The following is a 15826-nucleotide window of genomic DNA, read 5'->3' as shown; positions in this document are numbered from 1 at the left end:
CATAAAAGATGAGGAATCTCGGAAGAACCTCTTTAAAACGGAATAAAAACTATTGACTAATCGTAAGAAAAGAGCCAAGCAACCGTTTGTGGATGCTTGGCTCTTTTTTGTTTGGGTTTGTGTCGTCTGCTTTATGCATATTCCGATCGTAGATATGGCTCCATTTCTTTGATGTTCATTGCGATGACATCACATACTTCCTGATATAGCGCCCACTTTTCATTCATGTCCGTGCTGCGGATTTCTGGATTCGGGATATCCCAGCGCACAAGTTTTTGAAGCGGTAAATCGGAAGGAATGTCATGTTGTTCAAATTCCCCGTCATGCAAGGCAATGATCAAATCCGCTTCTTTGACCTCTTCCGGATCGTAGTGCCGTTGCTCGACCGGAGGAATCTCGAGAATGATTTCTTTCAGAACCTCGAAGGGAATGTCATTGAAAGATGGTTGTTTCCATGCCGCACTTCTGATTTCCCAGTCCGGCAACATTAAGCGGCTAGCCCAAATTTCAGCCATTAGCCCGCGATGTTGATGTGAAGATAAAAAATATACAGTATGTCTCGGCATGGCTGACCCCTTCTTCCTTTCTGAATTTTCCAGCTTAGTTAATTAGTATTCTTTACCCAGGTAGCATGAAAGACAAACAGATAAATATACGATATTCATCAAATTATGTCAAAAATATGTCATAAAAATAAACATCCCCCTTAGGATGTGAATCTCGCATCCTGAGGGGGATTATTTCACTACAAGAACTGTGCAATCCGAGTCTTTGATAAGCTTGCTGCTGACAGAGCCGACAAAGAACTTTTGAAGTCCGGATTTCCCGCTGTTACCGACAATCAATAAGTCGATTTTTTGCTCTTCAATAAAACCGGTGATCGTTCTAATGACCGATCCTTCAAGCGCCAATACCGATGCTTGTGCATTTTTGGCGTCAAGCTGCTGTTGGATCGAATTGTGCATATGCTTCGAGTATTCCGTCGCGCGCCCAGTGTCGATATCATTAGGGGGACGATATCCATCATCGCCGATTCCTGGAGGCATAAACTGGGCGTAATTGCTGTCGACATTCGCTGAGATGACCGGCGCCGATGCATGACCGATATCCATATAGCCAGTGCGTTCCTGCCCTTCGTCATTTACATAGATGACTGTCAGCTTCGAATCCGGCAGAAGTGCCGCTAAGTCAATGCCTTTCTCGAGTGCTTCCCGGCTGCCTTCCGATCCATCATAAGCGATTGCGATATTTTTATACATTTCCTGTCACCGCCTTTTATTTACTATTACTCTTTTGTTCCCCTAAATCTCGGACTGGCAAACCTTTTCGCCAGCCGGAGAGGCAGCTAGCTGGGCAAGGATCGGACTTTCGGCTGAATTTGGTTTTCACTTCGAAATAGCTTGACAATTCAAAAAAACGAGTGCTACTCTTGAATTATCAAATAAATGGAAAAGGAGGTTTGGACAATGAAAAAAATTCAAAAAGCTTTTACAATGAATTGCATAGTATTGCCAGACCCTCCTGCTTTTTTTCATTGATATTTATCCCGCTTTAACGGTCAGTAAGATTCCCATTCTTTCAACTGGGAGACCCACTGGCCGTAAAAGTCCGATTGAATCAACTAATAATCAGCGGGGATAAAGAATCACCGCTGATTGAATTTTCTCTTTATTTCGTGACTGGAAACTTCCGGGCCGGGTCTGTGCATCCAGCCCTATTTTCATGAGCGCATGCCTGAAAAAGGGTATGCGCTTTTTTGTGGTTTAAACAGTTTGGGCTGCTTAAATAAATTAAAAATGATAAGGGAGAGAAGTATTATGGAAAAACGCTGTATGAAAAAAGCACTCATCAAGGAATCGCTTGAAGGCGATTAGCTAAACGACAATGGAAAGAAGGCGTAATTATGTTTGATGTATTATGGAAATTAAGATGGTTCTTTAAAGAAAACTGGCTGCGTTATACGATGGCGGTGGTCTTGTTATTTGTAGCGAATATTCTCGAAATCGTGCCGCCGTGGCTTATCGGGGTGGCCATTGATGCCATCGCCCAACAGGAATTGACGAGTGAGCTGTTGTGGCAGTATGTCATGATTTTAATGGCCGCGATGGTTCTGGCCTATTTCATCAACTTTATTTGGCAATATCAATTATTCGGAGGCGCTTATGTGATCGAGCGGCAATTGCGATCGAGCCTCATGGGGCATTTTCTTAAAATGACGCCGACTTTCTATGAAAAAAACCGGACCGGGGATTTGATGGCCCGGTCGACAAATGACTTAAAAGCGATTTCCGAGACGGCGGGCTTTGGCATTTTGACGCTTGTCGACTCAACTTTGTATATGGCGACCATTGTAGTTGCCATGGGTGTTTTAGTTTCGTGGGAACTAACGTTTTTAGCTATATTGCCATTGCCAATTTTGGCGATTGTCGTCCAATTGCTCGGTAAAAAAATTCATGAGCGCTACACTTTGGCACAAGATGCGTTCGGAAACATGAACGATAGCGTCCTAGAGTCGGTCGGCGGCGTCCGCGTCGTGCGGGCTTACGTACAGGAACGCTCATCTGAACGCGAATTCGAAGAAATGACGCAGGATGTTTATGAAAAGAACATGGCAGTCGAGCGAATCGATGCTTTGTTCGCTCCGGTGACGAAAGTGTTGACTGGGGTCAGTTATGTCATCGGGCTTGGCTACGGGGCATTTCTCGTTTCCGAAGGGACGATGACTTTAGGGGATTTAGTCGCGTTCAACGTCTATCTCGGCATGATCGTCTGGCCGATGTTTGCAATCGGCGAATTGATTAATATTCTTCAGCGCGGCAATGCTTCGATTGACCGCGTCAATGAAACTCTGGATTACGAAGAAGATGTCGCCGATCCGAAGCGATCACGGGAAACCGGGCTTCCGGAACGGATCGGTTTCAGGGATTTCGGCTTTACGTATCCGCAGTCGACATCGATCAATTTGCAAGGCATCAATTTATCGATGAACAGTGGTCAAACACTTGGTATCGTCGGGAAAACCGGGAGCGGCAAGACGACTTTCGTCAAGCAACTGTTAAAGGAATATCCGGTGGGCGTAGGGTCGATGACGGTGAATGGCATCGAAATCGGCGAGCTGAGCAAAGCCCAATTGCGCGACTGGGTCGGCTATGTACCGCAGGACCATGTTTTGTTTTCACGGACGATTCTGGAAAACATTCTGTTCGGCAAGCCGGATGCAACGGAAGAGGAAGTCTTCCAGGCCATCAAGCTATCGTATTTCGAAAAAGATTTGGCGATGCTGCCGAACGACTTGGAAACTTTGGTCGGAGAAAAAGGTGTGGCACTTTCCGGCGGACAGAAGCAGCGCATTTCGATCGCCCGGGCCATCATCAAAAATCCGGAAATTCTGATTTTGGATGATTCCTTATCGGCGGTCGATGCTAAGACGGAAGCGAAAATTATCGAGAATATCCAACGGGAACGGTCAGGCAAGACGACAATCATTACGACGCACCGCTTGTCTGCAGTAAAACACGCCGACTGGATTATCGTGCTGGATGATGGCCGCATCATTGAAGAAGGAACGCACGATGACTTGGTGGAAAAACAAGGCTGGTATCATGAACAATTCCTCCGCCAGCAAATCGGGGAGGTGCAATAATGGGAACAGGCAAACGTTTAACACAATATGCATTGCAGTTTAAAAGTGTCATCATTTGGGGCTTAGTGTTTCTTTCGGTCGCGGTTGCGGCCGATCTTGCAGCACCACTCATTGCGATGGAAATCATTGATGAGCATATCGCAACGGCTACAGGCGGAATCGAATTCGGCCCGATTGCACAGCTTTTGGCGTTGTTCTTCGGCTTGTCAATCGTCACGGCAGTGTTCCGTTATTTGCAGTATATTTTGCTGCAGAAAGGAGCCAACCGCATCATCCGCAAAATGAGAACGGATGTGTTTGAGCAAGTCCAGCGCTTGCCGATCAGCTATTTCGATAATTTGCCGGCAGGAAAAGTGGTCGCGCGCATCACCAATGATACAGAGGCGATCCGAGAATTGTTCGTTACGGTTCTTTCGCAATTCGCGACGAGCTTTATGTATATGACAGGAATATATGTGGCGCTGTTTTATCTCGATTGGCGCATGGCGGCGATTGCGTTTGTTCTGGTGCCGATACTTTACGGCTGGATGCTCATTTACCGAAAATATGCTTCCAACTTTAATCACATCGTTCGGGAAAAAGTCAGTGAAATGAATGCCATGATCAACGAATCAATCCAAGGCATGAGCATCATCCAGGCTTTTCGCCGCGAAAAACAAATGAAAGAAGAGTTCGAAGAGATCAACCAGAAGCATTTTAAATTCCAGCAGAAACTATTGGTGCTTGAAGCAGCCGCATCGCACAATATGGTCGGCGTTTTGCGCTCGATGATCTTCGTGCTGTTCATTTGGTATTTCGGCGGTGGATCGATGAGCGGCAACACGATCGTGACGGTCGGTGTGCTTTACGCGTTTGTTGATTACATCATCCGCCTGTTCAACCCGATCAGCGGCATCGTCAACCAGTTCAGCCGTTTAGAGCAGGCACTGGTGGCGTCGGAGCGTGTGTTCCACCTGCTAGACCGCCCCGGTGAGCCGGTCAGTGATGAACGGGTTGAGCGTTACCGTGGAAATGTGCGCTTTGAGAAAGTGTGGTTTGCGTATAAAGATGAAGAATATGTGTTGAAGGACTTGTCGTTCGAAGCGAAACAAGGGGAGACCGTTGCGCTTGTCGGCCATACGGGTTCCGGCAAAAGTTCGATCATGAACTTGCTGTTCCGCTTTTACGATGCATCTAAGGGTCAGATTTTGATTGATGGGGTCAATGTCAACGATCTGCCAAGGCAGGCGGTGCGTGAACATATGGGCATCGTCCTGCAGGATCCGTATTTGTTCACAGGAACGATCGAATCCAATATTTCTCTCGGAGATGAACGCGTCAGCCGTGAAAAAGCCGAAGCGGCGCTCGCTGCTGTCGGAGGCGAGCGGGTCACGAAACATTTGCCGAAAGGCATCGACGAACCGGTCGTGGAAAAAGGCAGCACGCTGTCTTCCGGGCAGCGTCAGCTCGTGTCGTTCGCCAGGGCTCTGGCGTTCGATCCGGCGATTCTCATCTTGGATGAAGCGACGTCCAATATTGATACGGAAACGGAAGAAATCATCCAGCACGCGATGGACGTGCTGAAAAAAGGCCGGACGACGTTTATCATCGCGCACCGTTTGTCGACCATCAAAAATGCAGACCGCATTCTGGTGCTTGACCGCGGTGAAATTGCGGAATCCGGGACACACGATGAATTGATGGAACACGACGGTATTTACCGCCAAATGTATCGCATTCAATCAGGGATGACCTCTACCCAGAACGTTGGGTAAAGGGCTTCCCTTTTTTGGGGGCGTTCATATATAAATAGATCGCTATGGTTGTGAAATAAGCGCTTCTGTCTTTATAATGTAGCTATGGCTCGCGGAGAGAACGACGAAAAAAAGCGCCGGAACCTAACCGGCGCTTTAATCGTATACATGATAGAGCATAAGCTCGTGAATCATTTTTTTAATGGCTTCCTCGTCCTGAGGCGGAGCGGATTGCCAAACAATCGAACCGTCCGGATGATATTCTCCCCGAATCCGTTCATTGCGGTAAAAAAATGAGATGTTCCAGCCGGGCAGCCGGCTGTCTTCGAACATCGGCTTGAATTTAAAATGCTGCAGCATCGGAATCCCCCTTTGATCGTCTCTTTCCATTATAGGGGAAGAGACGCAATAGACAAAGAAGAAATGAGTGACCCCAGTTGAGTATACTATTGACGTTAATGCTGATGGCGTTTATCGGTGCTTTGATCGGCGGCATGACCAACCATTTGGCGATCAAAATGTTGTTCTGGCCATACGAGGCAAAATACATCGGAAAATTCCGCATGCCGTTCACACCCGGATTGATCCCGAAGCGTCGCGATGAGTTATCGCGCCAGCTTGGGCGCACCGTTGTGGAGCATTTGCTGACGCCGGAAACTTTCAAAAAACGATTTTTCAATGAAACGATGCACCAGAAAACAGCGAACTGGCTGAACCGCCAATTGGACGAGCATTTGTTTTCATCGCCCCGAACGTTCAACGATTGGTTGGAACTGGCGAAGCAACGAGATGTCGATGAAAAGCTTGAAGCGAAACTCGACGGCCTAGTCGACCGCAACCGCCACGCTGTCGAATCGTATATTGCCGGAAAAACTGTGCGGGAACTGCTTCCGGACACATGGCGGGCGGGGACGGAAGAAAAGATTTTAGACGGTGTCAATTACGCCATCGGGCGGGGATCGGATTATTTCGCCTCACCGGCAGGGCGTCAAACCGTCAAAAGTTTATTAGATGAATTTTTAGTATCCCGCGGCCGTTTTGGAACAGTGTTGCACAATTTGTTCGGCGATTCCCGTTCAATCGTCGACAAAACCCAATCGGAGATCATCAAATTCCTCAATTCACCAAAAACCTTTGAATTGCTCGGGACTTTGGCTTTCCGGGAATGGGAAAAGCTCCAGGACAAGCGGGCTGAAGACATTCTGAAAGAATTCGATGCGGAACCGGCAGTTGCAGCCATCAAACAATATGTCCGCGATCAGGCGGGGATTTCCGGGAGGCTGGACGCAACACTTGCAGAGACATGGCCTGGAGGGTTAGAATGGACAAGTGTCAATATTACGCCTCTCATTACGGACTTTGCGTTTGAAATGGGAGAGCAGAAGTTAGAAGAGACCATATTGAAAATCGACATGGAAAATATGGTCAGGCAGCAAGTCGATTCTCTGCCGCTCAGCCGTTTGGAAGAATTGGTGCTTGGGATTTCACGGAGAGAATTCAAAATGATCACGGTACTGGGCGCTTTTCTGGGGGGCTTTATCGGCATACTCCAGGGTTTGCTCGTCACAGTGCTGAATTTAGGGTAGAGGAGAGATTTACATGACAGTAAACATTTATGACGATATTAACAAATTGGAAACAACATTCCGTTCGACAGAGGAGTTCCAAAAACTCGAGCAGGCAGTTGCAGAAGTAACAGCTGACAGCGAAGCAAATGAATTGTTCAAGAGCTTCCGCGATCTCCAAATCACTTTGCAGCAAAAGCAGCAGCAAGGCGAAGAAATCTCGGAAGAAGAAATGATGGGCGCTCAAGCGACTGCACAAGCGGCTCAGGAAAACCACAAAATCTTGACGATGCTTGAGGCTGAAATGGGCCTTAGCCAAATGATTGAAGAAGTGAACCGCGTATTGATCAAGCCGGTTCAATCACTTTACGAAAGCATGTAATTCGCAACAAAAAAAAGGATTTCAGGATAAGACACCGAATACGTAAAGATGAATGATAATTCATTTTTACGAAGGGGTGTCTTTTTCTTATGTACGAAACGATTATGCTGAAAAAAGATGGTCGGTTGGCTTACCTTGTACTGAACCGTCCAGATTCAATGAATGCGATGAACGCCAAGATGATGAAAGAATTGGCGGATTGCTTCGAAAGCTTGAAAAACGATTATACGATTGACGTTTTGATTATCCACGGAGCGGGACGGGCTTTTTCTGCCGGCGGCGACATTAAAGAAATGGTCAACCCGGACAACCCGATGGATATCGATGCCGTCATGCTAGACGTCAGCCGTTTGGCGAAAGCGCTCTATACATTGCCGCAAGTGAGCATTGCTGCTATACACGGGGCATCGGCAGGGCTCGCCTTCAGTATGGCGCTCGCTTGCGACCGCATCGTGGCGGAAGAAAGCAGTAAATTGGCGATGAATTTCATCGGAATCGGCCTCATTCCGGATGGCGGCGGCCATTTCTTCATGAAAGAGCGCGTCGGCGTGCCGAAAGCGAAGCAATTGATTTGGGCAGGGCAAGTGCTAAAAGCGCATGATGCCTTGTCGAAAGGGTTAATTGACGATGTCACGGCTGAAGGCAGAGGGCTCGAGTATGCCGAGAAGTATGCGCATGAAGTGCTCGCGTCACCGGTCGCGGCGATGCTGAAGTCGAAAGAAATTCTGCACGGCTTAAAGCTCGGTGAATTGGATGAAGTGCTCGCTGGAGAAGCGACTGGGCAATCGGCGATGCGCAAAACAGCAGATCACCTGGAAGGCATTCAGGCATTTATCGGAAAGCGCAAGCCGGAATTCACAGGGAAATAACAGGAATGGCGATTTTTTCGCCATTCTTTTTTTGTGGGCAATCGGCAAGGTGGACATTGGGAATAGCAGACAACTAAAAAAGCATGGCAGCTGCCATGCTTTTAGGAATGGAACAATAATAATTTTCCGGCTGGAGATGCGAGCCGATGGGTTTTTTCAGTGAGTGCTTTTTCTTCGAGCAAAGCAAGCCCTTTTTCTTTCGCCTCATCATCTGTTTCGGCGGTGAAGGTTTCTTCTACGATCAATTTGCCGGTTTTTTCAAAAGCGGTCAGTTTATAAGTTCTCATATTCGGCACCCCTTTCTGAACGGTAATTCATTTTAAGTATAAAGGGTTTACGCGGAAATGTCCTGTAATTTTGAAACATTTCTGGTGCGCTTGCGTATAGAAAGAATGAAAGGGGATTTACGCAATGACCTTATCTATTAGAAATGCAACAAAAAAATTCGGTGATTTCACAGCTGTGGACAATGTCTTGCTCGATGTAGAAGAAGGACAGATGCATGGCTTTCTCGGGGCGAACGGAGCGGGAAAGACGACGACGTTCCGGATGGCGCTCGGGCTTTTGGAGCCGACACAAGGAGAAGTGCTGTGGAACGGGCGCCGCATCAGTTATGCAGACAGCCCGGATATCGGCTATTTGCCGGAAGAGCGCGGCTTGTATCCAAAGATGAAAGTGCAGGATCAGCTCGTTTATTTGGCACGTTTGCGGCGGATGGGCAAAAAGCAGGCGGAACAAGGTGCACAGGAATGGTTGGAACGTTTTGAAGTGCCACATTACGCCAATAAGAAAGTCGAAGAATTATCAAAAGGCAATCAGCAGAAAATCCAACTGATTGCGTCTCTCTTACATAACCCGAAACTGCTCATTCTTGATGAGCCTTTTTCAGGGCTGGATCCTGTCAATGTCGAAATGCTGAAAAAAGCGATCCTGGATTTTCAACAGCAAGGTGCGACGATTGTCTTTTCCAGCCACCGCATGGATCATGTCGAGGAACTGTGCGATAATATGAGCATTTTGGACAACGGCAAGCTTATCGTCCACGGTTCGATCCGGGAAGTGAAGCGCTCGTTCGGCAAGCAAAATGTCCGGCTGCACAGTGATGAAGATATCTCGTCACTCGGCGGGTTGCCGGGCATCGAGAAGTTTACGCCGCAGCGCTCCGGGGGAGTGTTCCGCATTGCGGATGAATCCGTTGGGCAGCGGTTGCTTGCAGAAGCATTAAGATTGGGGCCAGTCCGCCAGTTTGCGCTCGAAGAACCGACCTTGGAAGAAATCTTCATCGAAAAGGTGGGACGCACCCATGCATAGTTTTTGGATTATTTTCAAACAAGCCTTTAAAACAAAAGCGATGACAAAATCTTTTCTGATTACCACTTTGGTTGTTGTCGCATCTTTTTTCCTGCTGGCGAATTTACCGAAAATCATCGATTCGTTCGGTGGGGATGACAGTGCGGAACAAACCCTTCCTGTTGTGGACGCAACTGGAAATCACACGGAAGCGCTGCAGTTGCAGCTCACACAACTAGACAGTTCGCTGCAACTCGAAGCGACAGAACTCACCGAGCAGGAATTGAAGGCGAGCATCGAGGGAGGCAGTATTGATGCGTATCTCGTGCTAGATGCCGAAGACAGGCTGGCTGCGCGATATGTGGCAGAATCGGCTAATGAACTGGGCCAGGCGATGGAAATCGAAAACGCTCTTCAAAACTTGCAGACGGCGATGGTCGCCGAGCAGCTGGACCTGCAAGAAGCGGAGCTTGCCCAATTGTTTGCGCCGGTTGAGATGCAGCGTGAGGCGCTTGTGGAATCTTCCAAATCACAGGAAGAGCTGAGCCAAGCACGTGGACTTGTCTATATTTTGATCATGGTCATTTATATCGCGGTTATTTATTACCCGAATATGATTGCAATGGAAGTAGCAAACGAAAAATCATCGCGTGTCATGGAGATTTTGATTTCAAGTGTCTCGCCGGTCAAGCATATGTTTGCGAAAATCGCCGGCATCGGAACGCTCGGCATATTGCAGATGATGGTTTTTGCGCTTGCAGGATATTTGGCGATCCAAAGCGCAGGCTCGGAATTGACCGAAGGCGTATTTAGCGTCATGGGCTTTTCCGAAGTGAAGTTCAGTACGTTTTTCTATGCCATCCTGTTCTTTTTGCTTGGCTATTTCCTCTACGCGGTGCTTGCAGCTTTGCTCGGTTCGCTCGTCAGCCGGACCGAAGACGTACAGCAATTGATGCTGCCGATGATGATTTTGATCATCATCGCGTCGTTCATCGCGTTCTCGGGAATCTCCATGCCGGAAGCCACCTATGTTACGGTCGCTTCCTACATCCCATTTTTTGCGCCGCTAGTCATGTTTCTGCGTGTCGGACTGCTCGATATTCCGCTGTGGGAACCGTTGTTGTCCATCGGGATCATGCTGTTGACGATCGGTATACTCGGCTGGTTCGGCGCGCGCGTTTACCGCGGCGGTGTGTTGATGTACGGATCCTCACAATCATTGAAAGATATCCGTAAGGCGATTCGCCTCGGCAATGAAAAATAGCAGCAACACTGTTTGTGGGAAGTTTCCGCAAGCAGTTTTTTTTCGTTTGCAAAAATGGTACGATAAGAACAAATATTCGCTTATAAAAGGGGATTATTATGGCACCGATCCGATTTATCCATAGCGCCGATCTGCACCTTGGCAGCCTGTTCACCGGGATGAGAGGGCTTGGCACCGAACAATGGAAAACTTTGCAGGATAGTACGCTTAGCGCTTTCGGGAGCTTGATTTCACATGCGCTCGAGACGCGGCCCGATTTTGTGCTGATCGTCGGGGACATCTACGACGCGGAAGACCGTAATCTCCGTGCCCAGCACAGATTCCAGCAAGGCATGGAGCAGTTGGCGAGAGCTGACATCCCGGTATTTCTGAGCCACGGCAACCACGACCATCTGAGCGGCGGCGGTGCCGCTTTTGAACTGCCGGACAATGTTTATGTATTTAAAGAGCACGTGGAAAATATCGAACTGACAGTGAAAGGCGCAAGCGTCAAAATCGCCGGCTTCAGTTATGGCCGCCGGCATGTGACCGAATCGATGATTGAGTCTTATCCAGATGCTGAACCCGGTGTGATCCAAATCGGCATGCTCCACGGCTCAGAGGAAAGCGACACCGAGCATGCCGTCTATGCACCGTTTCGAAAAGAGCAATTGCTTTCGAAAAACTACGATTACTGGGCGCTGGGCCATATCCACAAACGCCAGCAGTTATCCGAAGACCCCCCCATAGTCTATCCAGGAAATCTGCAAGGCCGCCACCGGAAAGAAAGCGGAGCTAAAGGGTTTTATGACGTCTCATTGGATACAGGCCATGCAAGCCTGCAGTTTGTGTCTGTGGAGTCGGTCCGCTTTGAGCGGATTTTGATCGATTGCAGCGGGGTACAGCATATGAATGAACTGTTCACCGTATGCAAAGAGCAACTGGCTGATCATAAAGCCGATCTTGTCGCAGAACTGGAGCTTGGCAACTTGGACGAAGCTGCGCTGCGCATGCTCGAAGGCGTCCCCTCAGTAGAACTGCTGGAAACTTTGCGCGAAGCGTTCAGTAAAGACGAACGGTTTATCCATATCGCCAAGCTTCACTTAGACAGCAATGTGCTGATAGCGGAGATTTCTCCATTCGGTAAGCAAATCGCCGATCGACTGGAAGGCTGGGAGGCGCAACAATGGAAAAATGCACTTAATGAGCTTTACAATCATCCGAAAAGCGGACGTTTTCTGCCTCCGCTCACCGATGAACTGTGCGAAGAATTGCGTGTAGGCGCTGAGCAGAAAGTCCGCAAACTGATGGCATTGGAGGACCAAGCATGAAACTCGAAAAACTGATCATCTACGGCTTTGGCCGCCATGAAAACCGGACCATTGAGTTGAATGCGCCAATCACGGTGTTTTACGGAATGAATGAAGCAGGCAAAACGACCATACAGCAATTCATTTTGCAAATGCTGTTCGGGTTTTCTGGGCGCAGCCAAGCGCACAGGCGTTATGAACCGAAAGCAGGCGGCAAATATGGGGGGCAGCTGCATTTAGTAGATCCTGCATACGGCCGTGTGGTAGTGGAGCGGACAGCCGGCAAATCAGCTGGTGACGTCAGAGTATGGTTCGAAGACGGGCGCCGCGGTGGTGATGCGGAACTGGGGGAATTGCTGAGAGGCTACGACAGGGCATCTTATGAAGCGATTTTTTCTTTTTCCGTCCACGAATTGCAGGATCTCGATGCGATGACCGAGCAGGAACTGACGCGTACGCTGTTGTCATCAGGAACGGCGGGTGTCGACCATGCCGGGAAAATGGAAAGTCAGCTGGAGCGGGAGATGGGCGAGTTGTTTAAAAAGGCGGGGAAACTGCCGCTAATCAACCGCTTGTCCGAGGAATTGCGCCAACTGGAAAAGGAGTTGCGCGACTCCAAAAGCCGTGCAGAAACCTTCCTTCCGGCAACAGAGCGGCTTCAGCAAATCAAACGTCGCCTTGGTGAACTCGAACAATCGGAACTTAGCTTGTTGCACAATATAAAACAAGCGGAAAAATGGCAGCAAGGGGAACCGCTCTTAGCGCGCCAACAGCAATTACAGCCGCTCGCTGAACATGCCCGAACTCAAAGATTTCCAGAAGGCGGCGTGCGCCAGTATGAGCGATTGCTCGACCAGAAAAACGAAGCGCAGGCAGAAGCGGCGTTCTTAAAAAGTGAGCTTGGCCAATTGGAGCAGGCGAACGCCGTGCCGGAAACACAGGCTTTGTCGCTGCTGCTCGACCGTGAAGCCGAATGGCATCAGTCCATTTCATCACTGAAGCTGAAAAGCGAAGAACGCAACCGGCTGTACGATGAACTCGACCGCATATTGAAATTATGCGGCATGAGCCAAGAACAAGCGCTGTCGGCTGATGTGTCGCTTGTCCAGGAAGAGCAATTGAAAAAAGTATTGGCTGCTGTCCAAACAGCTGAAGAAGAGCAAGCTTTTCAAAGTCGCCGCTTGGAAGAAGAACGGCAGCGGCTGATGGCAGCAGAACGTGCGTTAAAGCAATACTTGGAGGCGGAGCCGCCTGAAGAGCAGCGGGAGCGCGCAGAGCAATGGAGTGAAATCGCACCGCAGCTTCAGCTTGCAAAAGCGAAGGATAAGCAGCAGTCAGGAACAGCGGCAAACAACCGAACCGCCTTGTACTTACTAGCTGCGATCGGAAGTGTCGGGCTGATTATTTCACTGGTTTCTGCAGATTTATTTACCGGCATGCTTGCGTTGATGGCGGTCGGAGCTGCACTCTGGCTTTGGCTTCGCGATCGGAAATCAAACCCTCTGGAAGAAGATGCGCTAATCAAACGCTACGCGGGACAGGAAGCGGAATACGAAGCGTTATTAACGAGACTCTCGGAGTATGATAAAGGCTTGGATGAGCGGCTTGATGCCCTAGAAGAAAGCAAGCGCAAGCTCGCTGCATGGCGCGGGGCTGACAGTGATGGAGCGATGGTGGAATATCGGCGGTTTGTAAAATCGCTCGGCTTTCCAGAGCAGACGCCGCGCTCTACCGTCTTGACGCTGTTCGATAAATTGCGTGATGTACACGCAGTTTCGATGAGGTTGAGCCGAATCGGCGGGGAACTGGAAAATTTAGAGAGCGAGCAACAGCAATGGCTCACGGAAGCTCAATTGGCGTGTGGCCGACAAGTGTCCGCTGAGGGCGTCCTGTCAACGCTCCGCACTGAATGGAATGCGCGGCAGCAGCTGCTGCAACGATTGGAAAAGACCAGCGAGAAGCGGCAGCAGCTGGCGGAACAGTCCAGAAAATGCCAAGAACGGCTTGACAGTCTGGCGCAATCTGCAACCGATTTATTCCGGCGGGCAGCTGTCGAAGACGAAGACACATTTTACCGAGCGGCGAAACGTGCACAACAAGCGACCGCGGCACAAGAAGAAATGAAGATGATTCAATCGCAGCTCGCGGCAATCGGTGAAGTGGAGAGGCCGGATGGGTTCGATGAAGAAGCTGGAAGCATCGCTCATTTTCTTGAAACGGCGCAGCTAGCGCTCGGCCAGTTGGCAAACGAACGCAAAAGCTTGCTAGAAGAGCAGGCGGACAAGCAGCAGCAGACAAAACATCTGCTGTCGGATGACAGCCATGTGATGAAGCTTCAGCAATTGGAAGCAAAAAAAACGGAATTTCAAGAAGCAGCAAAAGACTGGGCCATCAACCGGGCGATCGTAGAAGCGTTCCGCCAGACGATGGAAGAATTGAAGGAAACGAAACTGCCGGCTGTCCTGGCGCTTTCGGAATCTTATTTTGAACGATTGAGCGACGGCGAGTATGTGCGCTTAGCGCTGACGCCGGAAGGGGACTTTGAGGCGCACCGGCGGGACGGCCTGTGCTTCCGTGTAATCGAGTTGAGCCAAGCGACAAAAGAGCAAGCTTACTTGGCTCTGCGCTTTGCACTGGCGTCTTCTTTGAAAGAATCACACCCATTCCCGATTCTGATGGACGATCCTTTTGTTCATTTTGATCGCAGTAGAAGAGAGCAAGTGATAAAATTGGTGGAAGAGCTGCAGACAAATCATCAGTTCATTTATTTCACATGCCACGAAACGATGCGTCACGCTTGGCCAGAGGCACAGCAAATCGACGTGGCGAATCCTGAGAGGAGCATCCAAGCATGACAAAAGGAATAACGCACCGCGCTGTCGGCGAAACTGTTGATGAGTTTTTATTGATCAAGCAATCGCTCAAAAGCGTAACGACTACCGGCAATCCATTCATTTCACTCGTCCTGCAAGATAAAAGCGGGGACATTGAAGCAAAGCTATGGGACACAAAAGACGAGCATGAACGGTTATATCCTGCTGAGACGATTGTCAGAGTCAGCGGAGAAATCCATAATTACCGGGGCAAAAATCAGCTGCGCATCAAAAGCATCCGCCCGGCAAAACCGGAGGAAAACTTGACGATCTCTGAATTTTTACCTTCCGCTGAACAAAGTGCGGACGAATTGCATGAAGAAGTGACAAAATACTTGTTCGAAATGGAAAATCCGCAAATTCAACGCATCACACGCCACATCTTGAAGAAATACCAGCAGCAATTCCTCACTTTCCCGGCAGCTACGCGGAATCACCATGATTATGTGTCCGGGCTTGCAGATCATGTTGTCTCGATGCTAAAGCTTGGAAAAGCAATCTGCGAAGTATACCCGAGCTTGAACAAGGATTTATTGTATTCAGGAATCATTCTTCACGACGTCGGCAAAGTATTTGAGTTGTCCGGTCCTATCGCGACGACCTATACCGTAGAAGGCAATTTGCTGGGCCATATTTCAATCATGGTGACGGAAATCGCGAAGGCGGCAGACGAGCTCGGCATCGAAGGAGAAGAAGTCCTGCTTCTTCAGCACATTGTGTTGTCGCATCACGGCAAGGAAGAATGGGGAAGCCCTAAAAAACCGATGGTGAAAGAAGCGGAAATTCTCCATTATATCGACAATATCGATGCGAAAATGATGATGCTCGACCGCGTGCTCGGAAAAACGAAGGAAGGCGAGTTCTCGGAACGCGTCTTCGCACTCGACAACCGTTCATTCTATAAGCCAAAACTATAAA

General features: G+C 49.0%; 14 protein-coding genes. 10 read left to right on the top strand and 4 right to left on the bottom strand.

Features of this window, described 5'->3' with window-relative positions:
• Positions 1–131: 131 nt before the first annotated feature.
• A complete protein-coding gene (locus tag J7E21_RS13460; RefSeq protein WP_215108598.1) occupies positions 132–566 on the bottom strand; it encodes a phosphatase in 435 nt (144 codons plus the stop codon).
• A gap of 171 nt (positions 567–737) precedes the next feature.
• Positions 738–1259 carry a universal stress protein gene (locus J7E21_RS13455; protein ID WP_215108596.1) on the bottom strand — a complete coding sequence of 174 codons (522 nt, stop codon included), beginning with the start codon at positions 1257–1259 and terminating at the stop codon, positions 738–740.
• 644 nt (positions 1260–1903) lie between these two features.
• On the opposite strand from J7E21_RS13455, the gene J7E21_RS13450 reads away from it, so the two are divergent.
• Positions 1904–3643, top strand: a complete 1740-nt coding sequence (locus J7E21_RS13450; protein ID WP_215108595.1) for an ABC transporter ATP-binding protein — start codon at positions 1904–1906, stop codon at positions 3641–3643.
• Entirely contained in the window at positions 3643–5397 is a 1755-nt protein-coding gene (locus J7E21_RS13445; protein WP_215108593.1) for an ABC transporter ATP-binding protein, read from the top strand. The genes J7E21_RS13450 and J7E21_RS13445 overlap by 1 nt, the downstream gene beginning before the upstream one ends.
• Positions 5398–5532: 135 nt before the next feature.
• On the opposite strand, the gene J7E21_RS13440 is transcribed toward J7E21_RS13445, so the two are convergent.
• Positions 5533–5736, bottom strand: coding sequence for a YheE family protein (locus J7E21_RS13440; protein WP_215108590.1), 204 nt, complete (start codon positions 5734–5736; stop codon positions 5533–5535).
• A 77-nt stretch (positions 5737–5813) separates the two neighbouring features.
• Between J7E21_RS13440 and J7E21_RS13435 the strand changes: the two genes are divergently transcribed.
• From J7E21_RS13435 to J7E21_RS13425, 3 genes are all read left to right on the top strand, one after another.
• Complete coding sequence (locus J7E21_RS13435; RefSeq protein WP_251047992.1) at positions 5814–6962, top strand: DUF445 domain-containing protein; 1149 nt, start codon at positions 5814–5816, stop codon at positions 6960–6962.
• 13 nt (positions 6963–6975) lie between these two features.
• Positions 6976–7323, top strand: coding sequence for a YlbF family regulator (locus J7E21_RS13430; protein ID WP_215108588.1), 348 nt, complete (start codon positions 6976–6978; stop codon positions 7321–7323).
• Between the two features lie 89 nt (positions 7324–7412).
• The gene (locus J7E21_RS13425; protein WP_215108586.1) at positions 7413–8192 is read left to right on the top strand and encodes an enoyl-CoA hydratase; all 780 of its coding nucleotides are present in this window, start codon (positions 7413–7415) and stop codon (positions 8190–8192) included.
• A 101-nt stretch (positions 8193–8293) separates the two neighbouring features.
• On the opposite strand, the gene J7E21_RS13420 is transcribed toward J7E21_RS13425, so the two are convergent.
• Positions 8294–8479, bottom strand: coding sequence for a YhzD family protein (locus tag J7E21_RS13420; protein ID WP_215108584.1), 186 nt, complete (start codon positions 8477–8479; stop codon positions 8294–8296).
• 124 nt (positions 8480–8603) lie between these two features.
• Here J7E21_RS13420 and J7E21_RS13415 point away from each other — a divergent pair, with 124 nt between their 5' ends.
• The 5 genes from J7E21_RS13415 (at position 8604) to yhaM (ending at position 15825) form a co-directional block, all read left to right on the top strand.
• On the top strand, positions 8604–9503 hold the full coding sequence (locus J7E21_RS13415; RefSeq protein ID WP_215108582.1) for an ABC transporter ATP-binding protein: 900 nt from the start codon (positions 8604–8606) through the stop codon (positions 9501–9503).
• On the top strand, positions 9496–10746 hold the full coding sequence (locus tag J7E21_RS13410; protein WP_215108580.1) for an ABC transporter permease: 1251 nt from the start codon (positions 9496–9498) through the stop codon (positions 10744–10746). Before J7E21_RS13415 ends, J7E21_RS13410 begins: the two co-directional genes overlap by 8 nt.
• A 98-nt stretch (positions 10747–10844) precedes the next feature.
• Positions 10845–12056, top strand: a complete 1212-nt coding sequence (locus tag J7E21_RS13405) for a metallophosphoesterase family protein (RefSeq protein ID WP_215108578.1) — start codon at positions 10845–10847, stop codon at positions 12054–12056.
• Positions 12053–14890 carry an ATP-binding protein gene (locus J7E21_RS13400; RefSeq protein WP_215108576.1) on the top strand — a complete coding sequence of 946 codons (2838 nt, stop codon included), beginning with the start codon at positions 12053–12055 and terminating at the stop codon, positions 14888–14890. Before J7E21_RS13405 ends, J7E21_RS13400 begins: the two co-directional genes overlap by 4 nt.
• Positions 14887–15825, top strand: a complete 939-nt coding sequence (yhaM, locus tag J7E21_RS13395; RefSeq protein ID WP_215108574.1) for a 3'-5' exoribonuclease YhaM — start codon at positions 14887–14889, stop codon at positions 15823–15825. The genes J7E21_RS13400 and yhaM overlap by 4 nt, the downstream gene beginning before the upstream one ends.
• Position 15826 lies beyond the last annotated feature (1 nt).

The sequence above is a fragment of the Planococcus sp. ISL-109 genome (genome assembly GCF_018613655.1).
Lineage (GTDB): Bacteria > Bacillota > Bacilli > Bacillales_A > Planococcaceae > Planococcus.
Note: the sequence above shows the minus strand (reverse complement) of the source record. Positions and strands in the feature narration are given on the sequence as shown.